19 protein-coding genes are annotated in these 23971 nt (G+C 39.5%); 16 read left to right on the top strand and 3 right to left on the bottom strand.

Features of this window, described 5'->3' with window-relative positions:
- Position 1 precedes the first annotated feature (1 nt).
- Positions 2-592 carry an SIS domain-containing protein gene (locus tag DC53_RS06335; RefSeq protein WP_002961065.1) on the top strand — a complete coding sequence of 197 codons (591 nt, stop codon included), beginning with the start codon at positions 2-4 and terminating at the stop codon, positions 590-592.
- On the top strand, positions 592-2031 hold the full coding sequence (gene hldE / locus DC53_RS06330; protein WP_033030882.1) for a bifunctional D-glycero-beta-D-manno-heptose-7-phosphate kinase/D-glycero-beta-D-manno-heptose 1-phosphate adenylyltransferase HldE: 1440 nt from the start codon (positions 592-594) through the stop codon (positions 2029-2031). Before DC53_RS06335 ends, hldE begins: the two co-directional genes overlap by 1 nt.
- Positions 2032-2294: 263 nt before the next feature.
- Here the strand turns inward: hldE and DC53_RS06325 are convergent, their stop codons facing one another.
- Positions 2295-3800 (bottom strand): capsule assembly Wzi family protein, encoded by a 1506-nt coding sequence (locus DC53_RS06325; RefSeq protein ID WP_045984452.1) that lies wholly within the window; start codon positions 3798-3800, stop codon positions 2295-2297.
- Positions 3801-4011: 211 nt separating this feature from the next.
- Between DC53_RS06325 and DC53_RS06320 the strand changes: the two genes are divergently transcribed.
- Both DC53_RS06320 and DC53_RS06315 read left to right on the top strand, forming a co-directional pair.
- Complete coding sequence (locus DC53_RS06320) at positions 4012-5082, top strand: hypothetical protein (protein ID WP_033030887.1); 1071 nt, start codon at positions 4012-4014, stop codon at positions 5080-5082.
- Positions 5082-6167 carry a glycosyltransferase gene (locus tag DC53_RS06315; RefSeq protein ID WP_033030889.1) on the top strand — a complete coding sequence of 362 codons (1086 nt, stop codon included), beginning with the start codon at positions 5082-5084 and terminating at the stop codon, positions 6165-6167. Before DC53_RS06320 ends, DC53_RS06315 begins: the two co-directional genes overlap by 1 nt.
- 16 nt (positions 6168-6183) lie before the next feature.
- On the opposite strand, the gene DC53_RS06310 is transcribed toward DC53_RS06315, so the two are convergent.
- Positions 6184-6912, bottom strand: coding sequence for a 3-deoxy-D-manno-octulosonic acid kinase (locus DC53_RS06310; RefSeq protein WP_033030891.1), 729 nt, complete (start codon positions 6910-6912; stop codon positions 6184-6186).
- Between the two features lie 122 nt (positions 6913-7034).
- On the opposite strand from DC53_RS06310, the gene DC53_RS06305 reads away from it, so the two are divergent.
- The 6 genes from DC53_RS06305 (at position 7035) to glpG (ending at position 12552) form a co-directional block, all read left to right on the top strand.
- The gene (locus tag DC53_RS06305) at positions 7035-8093 is read left to right on the top strand and encodes a glycosyltransferase family 9 protein (protein WP_033030894.1); all 1059 of its coding nucleotides are present in this window, start codon (positions 7035-7037) and stop codon (positions 8091-8093) included.
- Positions 8093-8656 (top strand): D-glycero-beta-D-manno-heptose 1,7-bisphosphate 7-phosphatase, encoded by a 564-nt coding sequence (gmhB, locus tag DC53_RS06300; RefSeq protein WP_033030896.1) that lies wholly within the window; start codon positions 8093-8095, stop codon positions 8654-8656. Before DC53_RS06305 ends, gmhB begins: the two co-directional genes overlap by 1 nt.
- A 159-nt stretch (positions 8657-8815) precedes the next feature.
- On the top strand, positions 8816-10009 hold the full coding sequence (locus DC53_RS06295) for a glycine C-acetyltransferase (protein WP_033030898.1): 1194 nt from the start codon (positions 8816-8818) through the stop codon (positions 10007-10009).
- Positions 10010-10059: 50 nt separating this feature from the next.
- Complete coding sequence (tdh, locus tag DC53_RS06290) at positions 10060-11085, top strand: L-threonine 3-dehydrogenase (protein ID WP_024595694.1); 1026 nt, start codon at positions 10060-10062, stop codon at positions 11083-11085.
- A 334-nt stretch (positions 11086-11419) separates the two neighbouring features.
- Positions 11420-11737, top strand: coding sequence for a thiosulfate sulfurtransferase GlpE (glpE, locus tag DC53_RS06285; protein ID WP_010554397.1), 318 nt, complete (start codon positions 11420-11422; stop codon positions 11735-11737).
- Positions 11734-12552 carry a rhomboid family intramembrane serine protease GlpG gene (glpG, locus tag DC53_RS06280; RefSeq protein ID WP_033030900.1) on the top strand — a complete coding sequence of 273 codons (819 nt, stop codon included), beginning with the start codon at positions 11734-11736 and terminating at the stop codon, positions 12550-12552. Before glpE ends, glpG begins: the two co-directional genes overlap by 4 nt.
- Before the next feature lie 3 nt (positions 12553-12555).
- Here the strand turns inward: glpG and DC53_RS06275 are convergent, their stop codons facing one another.
- Complete coding sequence (locus tag DC53_RS06275; protein ID WP_007378947.1) at positions 12556-12954, bottom strand: flagellar basal body-associated protein FliL; 399 nt, start codon at positions 12952-12954, stop codon at positions 12556-12558.
- Positions 12955-13160: 206 nt separating this feature from the next.
- Here DC53_RS06275 and DC53_RS22715 point away from each other — a divergent pair, with 206 nt between their 5' ends.
- From DC53_RS22715 to DC53_RS06250, 6 genes are all read left to right on the top strand, one after another.
- Entirely contained in the window at positions 13161-13388 is a 228-nt protein-coding gene (locus DC53_RS22715; RefSeq protein WP_420892175.1) for a transposase, read from the top strand.
- Positions 13389-14593: 1205 nt separating this feature from the next.
- A complete protein-coding gene (locus tag DC53_RS06270; protein ID WP_033030902.1) occupies positions 14594-18271 on the top strand; it encodes a PKD domain-containing protein in 3678 nt (1225 codons plus the stop codon).
- 223 nt (positions 18272-18494) lie between these two features.
- Positions 18495-20234, top strand: coding sequence for a Hint domain-containing protein (locus DC53_RS06265; RefSeq protein ID WP_239462857.1), 1740 nt, complete (start codon positions 18495-18497; stop codon positions 20232-20234).
- A gap of 56 nt (positions 20235-20290) precedes the next feature.
- A complete protein-coding gene (locus DC53_RS06260; RefSeq protein ID WP_033030905.1) occupies positions 20291-21538 on the top strand; it encodes a hypothetical protein in 1248 nt (415 codons plus the stop codon).
- Between the two features lie 23 nt (positions 21539-21561).
- Complete coding sequence (locus DC53_RS06255) at positions 21562-22389, top strand: GEVED domain-containing protein (RefSeq protein ID WP_239462856.1); 828 nt, start codon at positions 21562-21564, stop codon at positions 22387-22389.
- A gap of 11 nt (positions 22390-22400) precedes the next feature.
- Positions 22401-23909 (top strand): hypothetical protein, encoded by a 1509-nt coding sequence (locus DC53_RS06250; RefSeq protein WP_008134907.1) that lies wholly within the window; start codon positions 22401-22403, stop codon positions 23907-23909.
- Positions 23910-23971 lie beyond the last annotated feature (62 nt).

Here is a 23971-nt window from a genome sequence, read left to right on the forward strand (position 1 = left end):
CATGTCAATTATCGATTCAGTGGCAACTAGCTACGTTGAAACATTAAACCGTCATCAGGCATTATTTGAAACGATGGAGGCTTATCATCAAGAATCTATGCAATTGTTAGAAGCATGCCATAGTGCATTACAAGCTGGTGGCAAGATTGTTTGGTTTGGTAACGGTGGTAGTGCAGCAGATGCACAGCATTTAGCAGCAGAATTTGTAGTGCGTTATAAATTAGAACGTGGTCCGCTTGCTTCAATGGCATTGACTACCGACACCTCTATTTTAACAGCGCACAGCAACGATTATCACTTTGATACGGTGTTTGAACGCCAAGTTCAAGCGTTATGTAAGCCAGAAGATTTAGTTATTGGTTTAACTACATCAGGTACTAGTAACAATATTAATTTAGCATTAGAGGCTGCAAATAAACTAGGCGCTTTTACAGTGGCATTAACTGGGCGTGATGGCGGTAAAGTAAAAGATATTGCTAAGTTACCTATTATTATAAAAAATGACGAAACAGCACGTATTCAAGAAGCTCACATGTTTATAGGTCACTGGTTATGTGAAGCCATGGATATGGTTGTTGCGGAGCAGCAGTAATGGATTTATCGTTATTAAAAAACTTATCAGCGGCACGAATATTAGTTGTTGGCGATGTAATGCTAGACCGCTATTGGTATGGTGATACAGGTCGCATTTCGCCAGAAGCACCAGTACCGGTTGTTAAAGTAAGTAAATTTGAAGACAAAGCCGGTGGCGCAGCTAACGTTGCAAAAAATATAGCGCGGTTAGATGCAAAAGTTGGCTTATTGGGTTTAATTGGTGAAGATGAAAGCGGGCAGATTTTAGAGACCATCCTAAAAGGTGAAAAAATAAGCTCACAATTAGTGAGTGTATGTGATTTACCGACTATTTCAAAAATGCGTGTTATTAGCCGCCATCAACAACTGGTTCGTCTTGATTTAGAAGAAATGTTTACTGAGCAACACAGCCAGCTTTTATTAAACCGCTTAGAGCTTGTACTTGATGAATACGACTTTATTGTGTTTTCTGATTACAGCAAAGGATCTTTGAGTTTAATTAAAGAAATGGTAAGCCTTGCTAAGGGCGCCGGAAAAACGGTTTTAATCGACCCTAAATCGCCAGATTTACATTTATATGAAGGTGCTGATTACATTACACCTAATTTACATGAGTTTAAGTTAGCGGGTGGTCAAACCGATTCAGAAGAGGCTTTAGCAGCAAGTGCGCGTGATTTAATAAGCAAAAATGGCATTAAAGCTATGTTACTTACGCGTTCTGAGCAAGGTATGTCGCTTATTAGTGCAGATGAAAAATTTGATTTTGCAGCGCAAGAGCTTGAAGTAAGCGATGTAACCGGGGCCGGTGATACGGTTATAGCTACACTCGCTGTTATGCTTGGCGCGGGCATGGAACCTAAAGATGCTGTCGAAATTGCTAATTTAGCCGCAGGCATCGTTGTGAGTAAGTTTGGGGCTGCAACTGTCTCGCCAGAAGAGCTAAGCCGCAAGCTTGGTCAGTATTTACATACTACGGGTGAGCATTACCAAACACCATTTGATGATGTACTTCAGCATATTGAATTTGCAAAACAAAACGGCGAAACCATTGTATTCACTAATGGCTGTTTTGATATTTTACATGCTGGGCATGTACGTTATTTAGCGCAAGCTAAAGCACGAGGCGATAGACTCGTTGTTGGATTAAATAATGATGAATCAATTACGCGTTTAAAAGGGGCAGAACGCCCTATTAACCCGCTAGATGAGCGTGCAATGGTACTTAGTGCACTTTCATCAGTTGATTGGGTTATTCCGTTTGGTAGCTTAGATGAAAACGATACTCCCGCTAAATTAATTGAGCAGATAAGCCCGGATATTTTAGTTAAAGGTGGAGATTACACTGTAGATCAAATAGCGGGTGCTGAGCATGTACTTCGCCATGGCGGAAAAGTTGAAGTGCTTGAATTTTTAGATGGGTGCTCAACATCAAAAGTAATTAGTAAAATTAAACAGTAATACCAATTTTATTAAAAACATGAGCATTCTAGCGTATTAAATAACTCACTAACTACGTTAAAAATTATTTATATAGAACAACTATGTATCATAATTTTAGCCTTGTTATTGAGCTATTTTCTTATCGCTATAATAGAACAATAATTTAATGCAATTGGTATAATCACTGATTTAAGTTTACTTAACAAATACAAAAAAGGGATGAAAACACTGTTTTCATCCCTTTTTTACATTTAATACGTTACTTTATTAATAGTAACGTATTAAAAGTTATATTCGTACTTGGCAAATGCTGATGTATCGTTTTCAGCACCGTCGTTGTTAGATGCAAAAGCACCTAAAGTGACGCGGCCGCCCATAGAAAGCATTCTGTAACGCATTTCTAGCTGCTTAGAGTTAAACCCTATTTTAGTAATGGTGTTACCTAAGTCAGGATTATTTGGGTAACTATCTCGGTTATCGCTATTGTAATCAACACTGCGCAATTTTACCTGCCAATCGTCTCCATTAGATAACTGACCTAATAGGGTTAAAACAACTGACTGTGCATCGTTATCATAAGTAGAGCCAATAGTGCGACCGTGGTAACGGTAACCCGATTTATAATCTGAATGCTCATAGTAGCAATTTTCAACTATTGATTCAGCTGAACATGAAACACCTGTATCTATGTACTCTACATTTATTAATAAGTTTTGATCGTATATTCGTTGTGTTGTTTGTACACCAAATAAGTAGGCTCTATCGGCTGGCTTAAACTGTGAACTGGCATCTTCTCCAATCGTACTGGCATATACAGCATAAGGTTGGTTGAAAAGTGTATCTGACCAGCGAATATCTATGCCAGCTAATTGATTACCTATTTTTGACTCTAATTGGCTATCGCAACTAACATTGCCATCAATACATGCTGTTTGCCCAGTTATGACATCAATAAAATCACCCGCAGAGCCCGGTTGTCCGTCACCTGCCCATTGCGCAGACCAGCTAACAGCAATTTCTAATTGTTGTATTGGGCGTATATTTAATCTACTGCTCCAAAGTAAAGCATCAGGAATTACACGTGTAGACTCAAGTTTAGCCATTTGTGCGGTAAAGCCCCATTGACCAATCCAGCTTAACCATGGTGTTTCAAAAGCAGTACTTTTTTCTCTGGTTACACTTAGTGCAGGTAAAGGTTTCGCATTACCAGACATAATTAAGCTGTTATCAACACCAGGTCCCCAAAATTGCTCAACAGCACCGGCTCTAAAAATCCAGTTACCCAAACGGTAAGCTAAGTAACTATCGTCAAGTGAGGTATCGTTACAATCGGTTAAAGCTTGCTCATCGGTAACTATATCGTCAGTCGTTTTTCCATCAACTAAACATTTTTTACCGTCTTTTCTGTAATTTATAGCTACTTTAGCTGCAAAGTTATCGCCTAAATAAGCGTAAGCTGCTGAAAGCTCTGTTTCTTGTGTATTTGTTGCACCAAAGCTTGTTGCTATGATCGGATCTGTGGCTGCAAAAGCTGATAATTGAAGACTATGCGAGCTGCTATTTTCTGATTTATATCGATGCTTAACGCGAAGTAAAGCATCTTGCAAGCTTGGAGATAATTGCTCAAGCGGCATGCTTTGCACATCACTTATAAAACTTTTCCACATAAGCGGATAGGTAGTTACAGGAGCTAAAATAACACCGGCATCAGCTAATTGTTGAATATCAGCTCTAAGACCGTAATCATCGGGTTTTACCCATGGCTCAGCATTAACTGACGCGCTCATAGCGCAAAAAAGAGTAGAAAGGAGAAAAATTCTGTTTCGCAAAGTTCAGATCCTTGTGATTTAGATTGCGGCTAAGTTTATCAACCTAAGCTTGTTATTGCAGTAAATAATCAAATTTATAGGGCTAATTTAATATATAAAAATGTAACCTAGCTATCGTAATAAGTATCTGATTGGTATACTGGAGTTCAAATAGGAAATTGAGAATGTAATGAGCAACAAACGACTTTTATTTATTCCCGTATCATCACCAGAAGGCATTGGTGAATATATGCGCTCGTTGTTGTTGGCTCAAAGTTTAAAGGCAGAACTTACTGATTCTCTCGATATTCACTTCATACTAAACAAGCATACAAGCTACGCAAAAAAGTGTCCTTTTGAAGCCACATTGCTTGAACACTCAGCGACTAAAGAGCTTGATTCTGTTTGCGACTTTATAGAGCAATTTAAACCTGACGTCGTTGTTTTTGATTGTGCAGGACGTGCAGGGCATATGAAAGCGGCTAAAAAAGTAGGCGCTAAAGTTGTATTTATTTCTCAGCATGCAAAAAAACGCGCTAAGGGATTGAAGCTAAACAGGATTAATTTAATTGATACACATTGGGTTGTACAGCCTGATTATTGTATTGAGCCACTTACGTGGGCTGAAAGTGCGAAGTTAGACATGTTTCCCTTGGCACACCCTCGTAATGTAGGCCCTTTTGTTCCATTTGCTTCTTGTGAGCAAAAACGTGATGTTTTAAATCGCTATAACTTAGTATCGGAAGGCTATTTTATTGTAAATGCTGGCTCAGGCGGACATGTATTAAATAACCTTAATTGCGCTGATGTTTACTTTAAAGCCGCGCTTAAAATTACTAAGCACACTGGTTTAAAAGCAGTTGTTGTGTTTGGTCCCAATTATAAGAAAGCCATTCCTGAAAGTGATGAGGTTACTTGTTTAGCAAGTTTGCAGAGTACTGATTTTTTGGCATTAATGAGCCAAGCTAAAATCGCATTACTTAGCGGTGGAGATACTTTACTGCAAGCAATTGCAGTTCAAACCCCTGTTGTGGCATGTGCTATCTCAAAAGATCAAAATACACGTTTGGATCATTGTGTTAATGCAGGTGTTGTCATAAAAGCAAATCTTGATATTGATGAAATCACTACGAAAATAGCTCAGGTTATTAGCGAGCCTTTCTATAATGAATTCGTTGCTAAATATAGCCAACTTGATAATACACATAGCTTCGATGTGATCACTAATGGCATAAAAAATATGCTTATAGGGGATCGCTAATGAATATAGTGATTGTAATTGATTCACTAGTAGGTGGTGGTGCTGAAAAAGTAATGCTTACTTTGGCTGAAAAAATGGCGAAACTACAGCACAATGTCACTATATTATCTCTTGCGAGCAACGCTGAGTATGACATTCCTGATATAGTTAAAGTTGATAGTTTATTTACTGATAGAGCATCTAAAGTAGATAGATTCTGGCAGCGAAAAAATAGTATTTTGCGATTAGAAGCGTGGTTTGAAAAAAAACAAAGCGAGCTGGGCAATATTGATTTAGTGCTTTCTAATCTTGATAGAAGTAATAACTTGCTCGCGCGTAGTAATATCAAAAATGTTCATTTTGTTATTCACAACTCAGTTAATGCAGAACTTGCACGTCAAAAAAAGTTAGGTCCATTTTCATATTTATATCTTAAAAAAAGTAAGCAAAATTTAAATGGTAAATCACTTATTTGCGTATCAAAGGGTGTTGAAAAAGAAATAATACAAGGGGATTTAATTAACCCAAGTGCAATTGCGACTATTTACAACCCGTTCGATTTTGAAAAAATAAGACAGCAAGCAAATGAGCAAAATAACAATATCCCAAATGAGCCCTACTTAATTCATGTAGGAAGACTCGCCAAACAAAAACGCCACGATATATTATTTGCAGCATTTGCAAAGCTTGATAAAAAATACAAGTTAGTACTTTTATGTAATAAACCGGCTAAAGCGCTAAAGCTTGCACAGGAATACGGCATAGAAAAACAGTTAGTAGTGCCTGGATTTCAACAAAACCCGTACAACTGGATTAAGCATGCCAAAGCTTTAGTGTTGAGTTCTGATTTTGAAGGACTTCCAACGGTATTAATTGAGGCTTTAGCGGTGGGTACTCCGGTAGTCAGCACTAATTGTACATTTGGACCAAGCGAGATATTAACAGGCGAGCTAAGTAAATATTTAGTACCCGTTCAGCAAAGTGAGGCATTAGCCAATGCCGTTAAGCAGGTGCTAGCAGATAAGCTAAATGTAGAAAACGCAGATATTCTAAAACAAGTACAGGCAGAGCAGGTTGCTCTGCAGTATTTAGCATTGGCTAACTAAGTTAACTTATATTAGGTTAACTTATATTAGCGAGTGCTTTGAGGTAGTTGCTATGCAGAGTTTGCCAGTTAGTCGCTTGCCAATTAAATGACTCGTTTCGACCTTGTTCTTTTAAAAATGAGCGCTCAAGACGTGCCATATTACTTTGTTGCCACTGCACATTAGGTGTTTTTATTTCACCTCTATCAAAGTCGATAATATACACATCACCAGTATCATCAAACAAAATGTTATTAATGTTTAAATCGGCGTGATACACACCTTTTGAATGAAATAGCGCGATTGTTTTAGCTATGCCCTCTAACTCATCTTCGGTCAATGGGCGTTCAATTAATACATCGAGTACACTTTTAGCGCCTTTAACAGCCTCGGTAATAATATCCCCACGATAAATTAATCCGCTGCGGGTTACTTTAGCTGCAATAGGGGTTGGTACGTTTAAACCAAGCTCTATAAGTTTACTCATTAAGCTAAACTCTTTATACACACGGGTTTGTTCAAGCCCTGGATATAAATATTGATCGCTTAGCAATTTACCCACTAAGCCACCGCGCCAATAATGCCTAAGTACGGCTGTTAATTCGTCTTGTTTAAAAAACCACGCAGTTGCTCGGCCTTTTTTAGCGCCCACAATTTTATTTCGTTGTTGCCAATAATTTGCATCAAACCAATCGAGGGTAATTTGGCTTGAGTATTTAGGGTGGCTTAATACAGTGTGGTTGCCTTGCACGTGTTGTTTAAACATAGCTCTGTGTAATTGCTAAATAATGTGTCTATATTAGCGCGTTTTAAAGCGCAGGATAAGTGCTTGCAATAGCGTGATTATAATTTAAGATCGGCTTTTGTATTTAATACCTAAGGGAATGTGTGACTCAAGCTCCTAATTATTCATCTATTTGTATATTAAGACTCTCAGCCATTGGTGACGTATGTCATGGTGTGAGTGCTGTACAAGCTATTCAAAAAGCACACCCTAATGCAAAAATTACGTGGGTTATTGGCAAAGTAGAAGCCATGCTACTTGCCGACTTACCGGGTGTTGAGCTGGTGGTATTTGATAAAAAGCAAGGCAAAGCAGCGCTGAAAAGCTTAAAGCAACGCTTCAAAAACCAAAAATTTGATGTGTTACTTAACATGCAAGTTGCATTAAGGGCTGGGTTTGTAGCGCGCAGTATTCCTGCAAAAGTAAAAATAGGGTTCGATTGGGCACGTTCAAAAGAATTGCACAGCTTATTTATTAATAAACGAATAGACCCACAAGCCCAGGCGCATGTGCTTGAAGGCTTTAAAGGTTTTGCAAAAGCCATTGGTGTAGCTGATTATAAACCGAGTTGGGACATGCCATATACCGAGCAAGACCAAGCGGTTGCAGATGAGTTATTAACATCAGAATACCTAACTAATAAACTATTAGTAATATCGCCCGCAGCTAGTAAAGCGCAGCGTAATTGGCTCGCTGATCGTTATGCCACATTGGCTGATTATGCAAGCGAGCAAGGCTTTAAGGTGGTATTGACGGGTGGCCCAACAGAGCTTGAGATTAACTTAGCAAATAGCATTATTGAGCACAGCAACACGCCTATTTTAAATTTAGTCGGTAAAACAAAACTCAAAGAGTTGTTGTGCGTGTTAAAGCGTGGCAGCTTAGTGCTCGCGCCCGATACGGGTCCTGCGCATATGGCAGTAACAGTTGGTACGCCGGTTATTGGTTTATATGCACATTCAAATCCAGCACGCACAGCTCCTTATTTATATCAAGACTACGTGGTAGAGGTTTATCATCAAAATTTGTTTAAGCAAACAGGTAAAACGGCTGAGCAAGTCTCGTGGGGTACACGCGTAAAAGGCGATGATTTAATGAGCCAAATTACAGTTGATGATGTAAAAGCGATGTTTGACCATGTTGTACAAAAAGAGTCTTTGTAATGAATGCACAACAAAAAAATAAAGCGCTTTTTTTAGACCGAGATGGCGTGGTAAATGTTGATCATGGTTATGTGTATCAAAGCGATAAATTTGAATTTATTGACGATGTTTTTAGCACTTGTAAAACATTTTATGATGCAGGCTATAAAATCATAATCGTCACTAATCAATCTGGAATTGGTCGAGGTTATTATACCGAAGCTGATTTTTTAGCACTGACCGACTGGATGAAAGACCAGTTTAGTGCCCACAGCATTGAAGTTACCGATGTGTATTTTTGCCCGCATCACCCTAAAAAAGCGCACCCTGAATATTTGAAAGAGTGCAGTTGCAGAAAGCCTGCGCCAGGTATGTTATTACAAGGCATACAAGAGCATAACATCGACCCTGCTTGCAGTATTATGGTGGGCGATAAACTCAGTGATATGCAGGCTGCGAAAAAAGCGGGCATCACTACCCGTGTTTTAGTGCGTTCAGGGCAAAGCTTTGACGAAAGCGCTAAGCAAGAAGCTGATTTAATTATCGATTCTATAAGTAGTTTACCTGCACTTTTAAACACATAAATAAACAGCCTGTAAACTGGCAGGAATTCCTTCCAACTTAGGGCGTTTGCGACGAACTGCAAACCGTGCATTTTACCCATTAAACTTTTACAATACCCTGCATAATAAACAGCCGCGAAAGTGCGGTTGTTTACCCGTTCAAATAGATGGAGAACCTAGATGAGAGCATCTGCTTTTTTTAGCCAGTTACAACAGCAAATTGAAGACGTAAAAACCGAAGGTTTGTATAAAAACGAACGTATTATTAAGTCCCAGCAGCAAGCTCAAATTGAAGTTGCATCAGGTAAAGTAATCAACTTTTGTGCTAATAACTATTTAGGTTTAGCTAATAGTCCAGAGTTAATTGAAGCGGCGCAAAATGGTTTAAATAATCATGGTTTTGGTGTGGCTTCAGTACGTTTTATTTGTGGCACTCAAGATATCCATAAAACACTAGAGCAAAAAATCAGTGCGTTTTTAGAAACAGAGGATACTATTTTATATTCTTCATGTTTTGATGCAAACACAGGTTTGTTTGAAACTATTTTAGGCGCAGAAGACGCTATTATTTCTGATTCATTAAATCATGCATCAATTATTGATGGTGTACGTTTATGTAAAGCTAAACGTTTTCGTTATGCAAATAACGACATGGCTGATCTTGAGAAGCAACTTATTGCAGCAGACGAAGCCGGTGCTAAAACTAAACTAATTGCTACCGATGGCGTGTTTTCTATGGACGGCGTTATTTGTAATTTAGAAGCTGTGTGCGACTTAGCCGATAAATATGATGCGCTTGTGATGGTTGATGACTCTCACGCAGTTGGCTTTGTTGGCGAAAACGGTAAGGGTACACCTGAGTACTGTAATGTATTAGACCGTGTAGATATTATCACCGGTACATTAGGTAAGGCGCTGGGCGGTGCTTCAGGTGGTTATACAGCAGGTAAAAAAGAAATTGTTGAATGGTTACGTCAGCGTTCACGCCCATACTTGTTCTCAAACTCATTAGCGCCTTCAATTGTTACTGCATCAATTAAAGTACTTGAAATGCTTGAAAATGGCGGCGAGCTTCGCGCTAAACTTTGGTCAAATGCTAAATATTTCCGTGAGCAAATGGAAGCTGCTGGTTTTACGTGTGCAGGTAAAGATCATGCAATTATCCCTGTAATGCTAGGAGATGCTAAAGTAGCCTCGTTAATGGCTGATAAATTACTTGCTGAAGGCATTTACGTAACCGGTTTTTCATTCCCTGTAGTACCAAAAGGGCAAGCGCGTATTCGTACACAAATTTCAGCGGCACATAGTATTGAGCAACTCGATACAGCTATCGATGCATTTACCCGTATTGGTAAAGAAATGGGCGTTATTTAATTTTATTTTAAACCGAAGCCTCGCTTCGGTTTTTTAGTTGAGTGTGGATTATGAAAGCATTATCTAAATTAAAAGCAGAACCGGGCATTTGGATGACAGATGCACCAAAGCCAGAAGTAGGTCATAACGACTTACTGATTAAAATTCGCAAAACAGCTATTTGTGGTACCGATGTACATATTTACAAGTGGGACGAATGGGCAAGTAAAACCATTCCAACGCCTATGGTTGTTGGCCATGAATATGTTGGTGAAGTTGTTGATATGGGTCAAGAAGTTCGTGGCTTTCAGGTTGGCGACCGCGTATCTGGCGAAGGGCATATTACGTGTGGGCATTGTCGAAATTGTCGTGCTGGGCGTGTACATTTATGCCGTAATACAACAGGCGTAGGTGTAAATCGTGAAGGTGCATTTGCAGAGTATTTAGTTATTCCTGCGTTTAATGCATTTAAAATTCCAGATAATATTTCTGACGAACTCGCTTCTATTTTCGACCCATTTGGTAACGCAGTTCATACCGCATTATCGTTCGACTTAGTTGGCGAAGATGTACTTATTACTGGTGCAGGCCCAATTGGTATTATGGCAGCAGCTGTTGCAAAACATGTTGGTGCTCGCCACGTTGTAATTACCGACGTAAACGAATACCGCCTAGATTTAGCACGTAAAATGGGGGCTTCACGCGCTGTAAACGTTGCCAATGAAAAGCTTGAAGATGTAATGAAAGAGCTAGGTATGACAGAGGGCTTTGATATTGGTCTTGAAATGTCAGGTGTGCCAAGCGCTTTTAATTCAATGCTTAATAACATGAACCACGGCGGTAAAATTGCCATGCTAGGTATTCCACCATCTGATATGGCAGTTGATTGGAACCAAGTTATTTTTAAAGGTTTAGTGATTAAAGGTATTTACGGTCGCGAAATGTTCGAAACGTGGTACAAAATGGCAAGCTTGATTCAATCTGGTCTTGATTTGAACCCAATCATTACACATCAGTATTCTGTGGATGACTTCCAAGCTGGCTTTGATATGATGATTTCAGGTCAGTCAGGTAAAGTAATTTTAAACTGGGATTAGTTCCTCACTAAATTACAAGAAGGGCGGCTCTAGGGCCTGTTGACCTTTCAGGATTAAAATTTGTTCAATTTAGGGGCTATTTAATCGCGGCGCGAGGTTTGTGACCTAGTGGGCTAAGTAAAAACCGAGCAACAAAGAGTAAATTGCCCCTAGGCAGAACCCTTCGGGCAGCGTATGTTTGGCATTTGTGCTACGTTATCGCCTATTTATGGGGAATAACCACACTACATAGGCTCAGCCTTGCCTAAATACCAAACATACTGCTGCAAATTTAACCTCGAAAGATAAACAGGCCCTAGCCGCCTTTTTTATACTATTAATTAAAGAGACTTCAATGGCATTTAAACATATTTCTATAGCGCAAACGTTAGAGCTTTTAGATAAAGAAGACGTGGTAATTGCAGATATTCGCGATCCTAATTCGTATCAAGCCGGTCGCATTCCAGGCTCAGAAGCACTTTCTAACGGTAATATCGCACAATTTATGATGGAAAAAGAATTCGATCAGCCAATTATTATTGTCTGCTACCACGGTATGAGCTCACAAGGCGCAGCTAGCTACTTAGTTGAGCAAGGTTTTGAAGACGTTTACAGTATGGATGGCGGCTTTACAGCTTGGGAAGCTGCTTACAGCGAGAAAGTAGAGCGATGATAGAGCTTGGCAGTTTAAATAACCCGCGCGCCGCACAGGGCTTTATAGATTATTTAAAAAGCCAAGGTTTACAAGGACAATTAAGCTCCTCAGATGGTAGCAATGTCATTATTAGTGTTGCGCCTGAGCATTTTCATCAAATACAACCTTTATGGGCTGAATTTACGCAAAACCCTAACCATGAACGCTATCAACAAGCTTCATGGGATGTAGGTAGCACACAATCGCCGCTTAAATATCAAGGGCAATCACTTAATCTAATGGCGCGATTTAAAGCGCTAAGCTGGCTTAATCAAACGGTTAGCATATTGAGTCTTGTTATTTATGTTGCTTTTTTATTAGGTGGATTTAATGAAATTTATACCGCTCTGCAATTTAACCCATCACAACCACTTAGTTGGCTAACCCCCGCGCTCGTTCACTTTAGCGCGATGCATATAGTGTTTAACTTAATTTGGTGGATGTCGCTTGGTGACAATATCGAAAAGCAATGCGGAAAACTAAGCCTAATAGGTTTGTTTTTAGTGACTGCACTTATAAGTAATTGGGCACAGTACTTAATGGTTGGCCCGAATTTTGGTGGGCTAAGCGGCGTGGTGTATGGATTGCTCGGTTTTTGCTGGATCCATAGTTTTTTAAATCCTAATAAGCCAGCGCTAGTCAGTACGGCAATTGTTGGTTTTATGTTGATTTGGTTAGTACTTGGCTTTGCAGATGTTTTGTTTGTAGGTATGGCTAATTGGGCGCATTTAGGTGGGTTAGTTAGCGGTATGGCTTTTGCCTACACCGCCAAAATATTTAACGCAAAACGTTAAACACTAATGATATAAATATTTAGTGAACAAGACTTCACGGATGATCTCTTGTCCTGTTTCTTCTTTTAAAAGGCTTTTTAGTTTTTCTACACACTTTGCGCGTATTTCTTCACGACCAGTGAGGGATTTTACTTTTTCTTCTGGCTCTTTAGATAAAATCTCTACTAAAGCGTCACGCAGTAATGGTGTGTGGTGTTCGACTACGGCAATATCTGAAGTATCATTAAGCATTAAATCGACAGTGACACGCACATAGCCCATTTTTTTACTTGATGCACCTATATAATTAGTGATTATATCTGGCTCAAAGCCAAAATAACCGACGGTTGATTCCGCACGTGCCGTAAAGCTTATTACGCTTACCAAGAATGTAAAAAGACCTGCGTATACTATTTTTTTCATATTTTAAGCGTTTCCTAAAACCTGTTGTAAATAGTTTATACTTAATAATAGGTAATAAACAGCGCCAAACAATTATTTATATTAGGGTATGTTGATTTTTGCGGTATGAAAAATAAATAGCATGAAGGAAAGGCATAATTGAACTCGCTAAAAAACGATACACCGAATCCTCATACCAAGATTAATGTTTATGGGCGTCATGGAATATCTTATCAAAAGTAATGTGCTTAAGCGGTCGAATTTATAATCAGCTTGATCATAGAAAAACGCTTGAAAGCAAATTATATAATATGTGCACAGGTATTCAATGGCGAGATCTGACTTCTTATTTTAGTGCATGGAGTGCCATATGGAGTCGGTTTAGCTTATGGTCTAAAAAAGATATTTTGAACGAATTGTTTCGCATGTTATCTCGCGATACTGGTATGGATTAGGTCTTTATTTATGGCAGTATTGTTATGGCTCAGCAGTATAATTGCGGTGTAAGAATCGCAGAGAATGAATCAATCGGAAAAGTCGAGGTGGGTCTACAAAAAATTCACCTTGCAGTAGATAGCAGAGAGTTACCTGTTTACTATGAATTATCCTGTGTAAATATGCAGATACCTTCCATGCAGAGTCACTCGAAGCTAACTTCCCAGTAAACAGTGCAATACCAATCTGCTTATATATGGGGTCTATTTAACGTTAAGAAAATTACGCTAGAACTAGGCAAAAATTTTTGTATCTAGTTGTTCTAAATAAAAAATTTTTAACGACGTTATAGTGCAATTTAATTCGTTAAATTGATCAAAGATTTATGCAGGTTGGTATAAAGGCTACGATAGTGAAAAACTGAGAGCGTTCGTTTGTAATAACAGCGCTACACCTTTTATTCCACGTAAGTGTAACAGCTTGGTCGGTAATGAAAAGATTGACTGGTGTACGTAAAAATATAGGCACTTGGTTGGCAATGCATTTGATCGAATTAAGCAATATAGAGAAATAGCTACGAAGGTATGCCTTTGCTGTACTTACTTATATGGGTTGTTATGTATTACAAAGATAACCCGTATGTTGGTTTTTAGGTAAAGCTGCATGTGGTTATTCCCCATAAATAGGCGATAAAATAGTATAAATGCCAAATATATGCCGCCTGAAGGGTTTCGTCTGGGTTAAGTAAACCTTAATCCTGAAAGATTAAATGGCTCTAGTCTTTTTACCAGAGTAATTATTTTACAATCATCCAATCTAGAACGACGTTTATTACTCATTTTACTTCCTCAATATTGCGTCAATGATCCCAATACAAAAATGGCTAGCTAACGCTTCCGTTTTCAAATTCACTGTAAATTACAAAATGATGACTGTGCTTCGCATCGTACAGACCTTTTCACATCTTTATTAGTTCTCAAAAAAATTTAGATTTATTCAACAATAATAACAGGTTAAATAAACAGAACAAAAAAAGTGAAATTAATCTCTAATTTTATTTGTGAACTTTGTGTTAAGTTTTTATTTATTTTATGTTATTCACTTGTTTTAAATTGGTTACTGGGCTAGGGTTTTATTCTTAACAGCACTTATTCGCTCGACTGTTTTAATTATTGAGTCATTGCGTTCAAGTGGAAAGGTATCTTCAAATACTTATGGAGTTAATATGAAAGGATTAAAGTCTCTTTGCGTTTTAGCATTAGCGATAAGTACGCATTGCCATGCAACAGAACGTGTATCTTTATTCAACGACACGCAAAAAATAGCGCCTTCTTTACAAAAAAAACAATCCATATTTAGTAATGCTTCAGATCAAAACTATCTACTCGCGCTAAAAGTATTTGCAGCGCAATACTCAGGTCACACGCTTACATTTCACCAAAGCCAAATTAGTCAAACCAAGCAAAGCCATACAATTACCCAAAAGTACCAAAATATTCCTATTTGGAATCAAGACCTTGTTGTACTGACTGACGAGAGTGGTGTAGTTGAACAAGTTTATGGCGATCTCATTGTTAATGTTGCTAAAGATATATCAACTCTAACTCCCGCGTCAGAAGAACAGCTAAGCGTAGCTCTAGATTCAATAATTTCTCAGTTTAATAATGAACGCCCCAGAGTGTATAGACGTAAATCAGCAGAGGAAGTCATTTATATAGATACTCAAGGAAAAGCACGGCACGCTGCTAAAATTGCCTTTTTCACCGATTTCGAGTCAGGGCCCTTTAAACCACAAAGAATCATCTCTTTTATAGACTTAACGACAAACGAACTCATCAGCCAATCCGATGTATTACAGCGGATCGTTTATGAGGGAGGAAGCGGCCCATCAGGCAATGACAAGGTTTCACGTCCAGATTATAAGCAAGTAGATTATGTTTCTTATCCACCAAAGACTTTTGTTGTTGCAATGGAAACTGACAATCAGCAAACCACCTGTTTATTCGATGCAAAAAACGTTGAGACTAGAAACTATAATCACGGCACAGCGCAAGTTAATAACCCTTATAGCTACAACTGCTCAGATTCAACTCGTAACAATTATAAAGAATATCACGGTGCTCGCTCTGCCTTGAATGATGCCCATCATCATGGACAAACAGCGAATTTAATGTTTGAAGCTTACCTTGGGCATAAGCCTTACTTTAATAAAAAGATAACTCAAAATGTCCATTATGGTCTTAATATGGATCAGGCATTTTACGAAAACGGCGAGGTATATTTTGGTGATGGTGACTACCTCTTCTATCCTATGGTTTCCTTAGATGTAGTTGCGCATGAAATCGCTCATGGTTTTACTGAGGAATTTGGCTCAAATACGCCAAAGTCAATGCTGACAGGACAGGCTCGTGCTATTAATGAAGCGTTTTCTGATATGGCGGGTGAAGCAGCTAAATATTTTTACTTGGGAACCAATGATTGGAAAAGCAATCACGAAACATTTCGCCTCGATGATGCACTGCGTTATTTCAAAACACCTACACTCGATGGAAATTCAATTGATCATGTTGATGACTATGATGACTCAGTAACTTCTCATCATGGCGCAGGGGTATTTAACAAAGCTTTTTACTACCTCACTACAACTGATTTAGATAATGAATCCTCACCTTGGAATACAAAATATTCCTTTATCCTGTTTGCTAACGCAAATAAAAACTGCTGGACCAGCAATAGTAATTATCTTACTGGCGCAGATTGTGTAATGCGACAAACCCACACGGTACGTGATCAGTTGACTCAAGATGGGATTAAAAAGCAAGATGGTAGCCAATGGCAAATCATTGAATTACAAAACCATGTACGTAAGGCGTTTGCGCAAGTAGGTATTGGCCTGAAAGTTGACCATGGGCTCGAAAGCGAACTTGGTTATGACCGCCAATTTTTGGTCTTTGATTTTAAAAATTTGACCCGTAAAGATGGTCAGCAAGTTACGGCTGCCAACAGCGAGGGCTGGCAATGGCAGTGGAATTTTGGTGATGGCAGTTTGCAAAGTAGCGTCTTTGAGCCTAAACATAACTTTGCTATTGCAGGCGAATACAACATTGAACTTACGGCTATCGACCCTTCTGGTCAATCAGATACTTTCATGTTGCCTATTGACGTTTTTGACGACTATTGTCTAGCGCAAGGCATTAATCATAGTAAGTATTACTTATCGTCAGTTTCGTTAAATAACTACAAAAATGACTCTACTTCAAGCAATTACAGTGACTACTCATATAATATCGTCGACGTGGAGGACGGTAAAGCACTCAATGTAACGCTAACCGCAGCACCACATCCAGATACTCAAGACAAAACAAAGAACTTTTATGTCTGGTTAGACAAAGACAATGATGGTTTATTCCACAAGACTGAAGAGCTCGTGCTCTATGGAAGCACTAAGACGCAATTGACTGGCGAGATATCATTGAGTGGCGAGTTAAACCAAACTTACCGCATTCGTACTATGGTGTCATTTGGTTTAGTAAAATCAGCGTGTGGGGATATGTCTTGGGGTGAAGTTGAAGATTACACCGTTAAACTAATCGAAAACAATGACCCTGCTGATTTGAGAGTTACCGCTAATCAAGGCGTTAATCAAATGAGTTTTGATAACAGCACGGTAGATGCGCGTGTTAAGCGTTGGCAGTGGAAATTTGGCGACGGCACCACTAGTAGCGAAAAATCTCCTGTTTACAGATATGCGCAGTCTGGAAACTATGAGGTAGAACTAAAAGCGTATGATAGATTCAGCAAAGAGATAGGAAGTTGGAACAAACAAGTTCAGTTTGATACGACAATCACAGCAAAATTTACACCACAAAGATCTGGTAACACTATTTCTGTAAATACAGATCAAAGTATTATACCCCAAAACAGTACGATACAGTGGCAATTTGGTGATGGCGATAACTCTTCGGTTAGAGATACTCAGCACACCTACCAAGCCGATGGTGAGTACACTATTACACTCACAATTGAACATGTCGATGGTACGCAATCGGCCAGTGAAACGGTAAAAATTGGCGAGAGCAATTTTACTCCTGAAGTGAGCTATACGGTAAACGAACAAGCAGATGGTACGTTTAAGGTAAGCTTTAATAACACTACCACAAAACCTGAAAATGCAGCTTGGGATCCCGATGTTACTCTAGTTTGGGATTTTGGAGACGGCACAACACTTACACAAAACAGTAATTTTGGCCAAGACACAGAGCATACATATCAAGTCGCTGGAACCTATACCGCTAGCTTAACTATTAGTTACGACAAACCTTTGTGGGATGATTGGGGAAGCCGAGCTACTGGCACCAAAAATATGCTGCTAGAGCTTAAATCAGCACAATCTGTTGAATATTGCACGGCGGTGGATCTCACAGACTATGAACACATTAGTAAAGTGACTTTCAATCAAGATGGTCCGTTTAGCAATGCGCAGCAATCTGGCGTCGTTAACCCGAATAATCCAATCAAACTATATGCCACACAGAGTAATACCTATCGTATTGAAGCCGGTTATGCAGGCAGTGAAACATTCGCTGAGAATTACCATGTCTGGATTGATTTAAATAGTGATGGCCAATTTGGTAATGGTGACTGGAGAAACGACAAATCAGAGCTTTTAATAATGGACTTCGACCAGACTAACCAAGACTACGGTAAAGGTTATGTTGAAGGGGAATTTAGCATTTTAAGCAATAAGTTGTCACAGCCTATCACGACGACTCGTATGAGAATTTTGCAGTATTACGGATTTAGCAGAGTAAATAGTATTAATCCTTGCTCTGACTATAGCAGTGCCGCAACCTCGGGGAGCGGAGAAATTGAAGACTACCTTGTCGAAATCTATAAAAATTAAGGAAAATAACATGAAAAAACTAAATAAAAAGGTGCTCATGCCGCTTGCAATCGCTTTAGCAATCAGTAACGCGGTAGCTGCTAGCAACTATATTAATGAACAACAAGTTACCACCGCGTCAAAACAGAAGTCTGGGCCTGCAGCAACGAGGGGCACAGCGGTAACACAGCCGGATCAATTTGGGATCCGCAAGCTAGATATGTCAAATCCACAGCACTATCAATTGGCAAAGTCACGATTGATAAAAGCAAATCGTATTGAGAGTGATTATCCGCAACTACATAAAACGCTAGATGTAGCTAAAGGACAGCATTTATCAGCAAAAATGAACATGACAACGTCTGAAGTGCCACCGGTTAGTGAAGCTGAAGTCGATATCATCAAAGAAGCGCATTTCTTCTTGGATATGAACTTAGCCATTTCATCAGATACAAACGAGCCATATATTATTGTACGTGCAAAAAGCTCACGTTTTGGCGGTACAAAAGCGACTTACATCGACTTATTATTAGAAGATGCAAACGGCAATCAGCTTGCTCCTTTGGGCTCTACATTTAATGTGTTGTATGGCAAAGACACGCTTGCAACTTCGACTATTTCACTGAAATCATTGAAGGCAAACTTCCCAAATTTAGATACCATTTATGCCAGTTCATATGTGGAACTTGAGCAAGAAGATGGCACCATCAGTACAACGATGAAGTATACTGAATACCCCTTCTCATGGGAGCATTTTGAAGCACTTTATGGCTCAGCTTCACCAGCTGCAAAGGGCGACGCTCCGGTATCTGCACTTAACGTTGGGATCAGTTCATCATTGGACACACGTCCAAAATACAATGCAACTGCACCTATCGATAAAAATAATGATGCTGTTATTAAAATCTGTCTAAACCGTAGTCATGCAGACTGTGACTACGCAGCAGATCAAATTGGAGATCCTAACGAGATTACGGATGTAAACATCCCATTCAACGGTGAATTACGCATTCCTCACGAGATCACTGATATTTATCCAACTATAGGTGATTTACCAAACGGTATAGATGAGCCAACAAATATCTATTTACAAGAAGGTATCTATGGTGGCGCGACAAAGCAAAGCTACAAAGGACTCGAAAATGCAGTTAAACAATTTTCTGACTATTTAGAATTTGAAGTTGATAGTGCAAACCAAGAGTCGATCATCCGCTGGAACATCCCGCGTTCAGAAGGTCGTTTTGGCAATGCCAAACTTTTCTCGAATATCGCCCAAGCAAACTGGTATATGACATTTGCTGTTAAAGGTTATCCGTACTTTAAAAAGGGACGTGGTGGCGCGAATGCATTCCAAGTATCGTTAACGTCAGAGACATCAGCGCGTTTTGGTAACTTTTATAGTGAAGTGTTGCCTATGATGAAGCTTGGTTACAGTTGTTTAGCAACCGGCACAATGATCACTATGGCCGATGGCAAGCAACGCGCTATTGAAGATATTGCGAAAGGCGATTTGGTGTTAGGTGCACTAGCTTCGAATACTCAAGTTAAAGAACCTATGCAAGTTGTTGATGTGTCAGTAGGAATTGAAGCGATTAAGATGTATCGCATAAAAGGCGCTGATGGCTCTGATATCTTAACAACTGAAACCCACCCAATTTCTACCTCTAATAAAGGTCTTATTTGGGCGAAAGAACTGCAAATAGGTGATCGTATTCTTACGGAAACAGGTTCCGTGCTTGTTACTAATGTAACAAAAGAGAAGTACAAAGACAAAATCTACAATTTGAAACTGGCGCCTACAGAAAATTCGAAATTCGCTGAGTCTCGTAATTTTGCAATGTTTGCAAACGGCATGGCGGTAGGGGATTTGGCTACTCAAGACGAATTGAACTACAAAGATCAGAATATTCGCATGTCAGAAGAAGAGATTCTTCAACGCCTTCCTGAAAAGTGGAAAACTGACTATATCAACAGTTTGGATTAATCAGGCCACTAGGCCTTTCTATTCGAAAGGCCATACTTCTCTGTAAGGAATTAAATATGAAATTTACATATTCTCCATTGGCACGTGCCATGGGGGTAGCGGTTTTTTTTGCCTGTAGTTTTTCAACCGCAGCTGAGCAAATAGGCAATTTTAACTTTGCTACTCAAGCAAGTAACTCTGACTTAGATTCAGTCACGCTAGGTACCGCTTACCACAGTGAAAAAGAAGGTTTTTATGCACTGCAAAGTGTACTTGGTCAAGTAGATGAAACCTATGGTAATACTGAAATGGATTTTGTTGTCGGTGTTGACATGAGTTATAGCCAACTATCGAGTATGCTTGATGGTAACTTAGGAGCGGCCCTTGATGTTCCCGTAATAAAAGTGGGGGTTGGCGCAAGCTACGCAAAACAAAATACTGCAGATAACTACACCGGTACTTACACACTATTTCTCTCCTTAAAGCCAAAAAAACGGCTGTTAGTTGCAGATCCTCAAACAGGGTTTAAACCTACACAAGCCGCGCTTGATTTGGCCAATGCTAATCCAGGAGACAAATTCAATAATATTGGTAATGAGTTCGTGTCAGCGATTGAATATGGATCTCAAGTGATGATCAACCTCAAGTTCCAATATAAAAATGACGAAGACAAAGTAAAATGGGGGGGACAGCTTGGTGTCGATTGGGCTGGTAAAGTCAATGTCAGTGGTAAATTGCAAAAAGTAGACGAAGACGTGAAACGTAATATCAAAATTACGGTTTCAGCATTACAGTTTGGTGGCGACCCGATAGAGCTTTTGAAGGTGATCCCAAATCAACTCGTCAACTGTACGATGGAAAACCCGACACCATGCTTTGATGTTTTTAAAAACAGCATCGATTACATCAAAACCAACTACGTTGCTCAGTTTGATACCTTGGATAAATATAACGTCGGTAGAGTATTGACACAAAGTTACACCGATTCAGGGCCAAGTCTATCTCCTTTAGTACCTGATGACGTGTACCCAGCTAAAAGCATCTTGACTAAATTGGCGCTCAAAAACATGAGTGATGATTGGGTGCAGGCAATTCTCGATAATCGTCGTGCGGATAACGTACTCAATTACTACGCCAGTGAGTTGAATAACTCACATCGAACTGCATTAGAAACCATTCGCGATAATTCACTCTTTAACTCTTTTATTTTGGCGGACGCCGTTGATTTTTGTAAGCGTAATCCAATAGGTAATTATTGCCGCGATAGAGAGCTACAGACTCGTGGCCGCGTTCATCAATATGACCGTAAATGGCTAGAATTATAAGGAATAAGACTATGTTAAAAGTCATGCTAACCAGCACATTAATTACCTCGTTTGCTGCCATAATAGTGCCATCAGTACAAGCGAATACGACTTTATTTGAATCTCGAGATTTACTCACACCACAGCAAGCGTTAGGTCGCTTTCAATGGTTGGAAAAGTGCTATTCAGGATTATTGGTTGAGGTCTCTGATAATATTTTCGACCCCACAACCCCCATTCCAAACGATGAGAAAATAGCGGATCTTAAAAAAGTGATGTTATACGAAAATAATACCCTTAGGGGAGATGCTAAATACCTCACCTTTGGTGACGAAGATAATGCGAATCCTAAGAACTGGTTTGCGGGTAAATTACCAACTACCTCTTGTTTTCAGATCCCGTCTGACTATCGGATCAGTGCTGTTATGGTCACCCCTACAATGCCAAACTATTGTACGACAAAGTCTCGTGAGCGAACCTACGAATTCATCCAATCGGTGAAGTTTTCCAATATTGAGAACACCAGCAGCAACACCTTTTACAGTAACTATGTTGGCGATACCGCGAAAATATATACAGATAAAAGCTACCAGTTAACATTAACCCCAGGATTTAGTAGTGCAGAAGCATACCCTGAAACTTGGCATGTGTTTATTGATTGGAACCAAGACGGTGATTTCAACGATACAAAAGAAACCTTGTTTGCTGGTGTTTCTGAGCAAGCAACTCAGGTCGAAATTACCCCACCAACAGGTGCAAAAAAGGGCATGACGAAAATGCGCGTTACCATGGATTACTTGGGTGGCAGCAATGATGCATGTAAAGAAGTAGACTCCGGAGAGGTAGAAGATTACCTCCTTTACGTGAAGTAATAGGTGGCAACATGAACTTATACAAACAGACTATCGCGGCACTTATTGCCTGCACTACACCTTTCGCATTCGCAGATTCAAATTTTGTGAATGAAGCACAGCTAATGCAAAAAGCACTCAATGTGAATACCTTCCAAAGTGAAATACCTGGATTGGTGAACGATCACATTGTGTTGGGTACAGCCTATAACAGCGATCAAAAACGCTTTTTGAATGTTCAAACTGTCGCAGGTGAAACCATTGAAACCCTTGGTAATACTCGTGTGCAATTTGAGTTAGTAAATAATGGCAGCTACGACGCAGTTCTTCGTCAGCTAAATGGTAATGTTGATGTAGATGTTGGCTTTCCTGTTATTCGTATTAAAGCGGGTGGTCATTTAGCCAAGGAAATGTCCTCTACTGAGTTTTCGAATACTTATACCTTCCAAGCATCGTTGACACCCAAAAAACGTGTTCTTATGCCAACAGATGCCAATATTGGTTATACATTGACACCTTCAGGTAATACGCTAGCAAATGAGTATCAAAGTAAACTAATGAGCATGGCTGGTGATGCCTTTATTAGTGAGATTGAATACGGTGCTCAGTTACTTATTAACATGAAAATTGAGTACTTAAGTGAGCAGCACAAAAGTGAAATTGGCGGTTATTTAGGCGTTAGCTATGGCGCAGGAAATATTGGTATTAGCGTCGATGGTAAGCTTAATTATATTGACGAAGATCTTAAGAAAAGTGTGCGTATCACCGTCAGAGCATTGCAAAAAGGGGGGGATCCTAAGCAGCTGCTAAGTATAATTCCTAACAATATTATCACTTGTTCACTTGATAACTATGAGCCTTGCTTTACCTTATTTGAGCAAGCGGTGAACTATGCGAAGAACGACTTTGGCAATCAGTTTAATGCACTCTCTGATTATAATGTTGTGCGTTACAAAGCAACTCCTTACGAGATCAGTTCACAGGATTTACGTCGCTTAGACTCCGGTAATAAAGATATTCGCTTTGAAACTACCTACCGTACTTTATGGCTTGAAGATCAATTCAAAAAGTCGGTTAATCATGAGCACCGTGCTCGTGGTGTGCTTGCACAATACGCTAGCTGGATGACTGATGTACAGCGTCAAAAAGCAGAAAGTGTGCAGGAAGCCGCTTACAATAACGCTTGGATTTATGAGCAATATGCCCGAGTTTGTCGCGATAACCCTTACGGGGCAGCATGTTCAGATGCATGGAATGATTACCTCAACACCTGTGGTGGTAGCGGTGTCGGCTGCATACAAAGCTACACGCTTGCTGATCTGAATATACCAGCGGATAACATGAGCCAATATTTCAAATGCGAAAATGCTCGAGAGGCAACCGCGAACTTTGGTATTGAAGAAAACCATGTATCGCTTGGGTTTAGACAATTAGGTTGGGCACCATCATTCGTTGATGCTAATGACCCCGCTGTGGGTGTGATGGCATGGCTACCATGTAAATCAGCCCTTCCAACCTATGGAGCTGCTTTTGAAAATTAGCGAGTAATAAAAAATGCTAAGATTCAATTAGTAAAATTGGGACGTGGTAAGTAATAAACAAT

Origin of the sequence: Pseudoalteromonas fuliginea (genome assembly GCF_000690055.1) — a bacterium.
GTDB lineage: Bacteria > Pseudomonadota > Gammaproteobacteria > Enterobacterales > Alteromonadaceae > Pseudoalteromonas > Pseudoalteromonas fuliginea.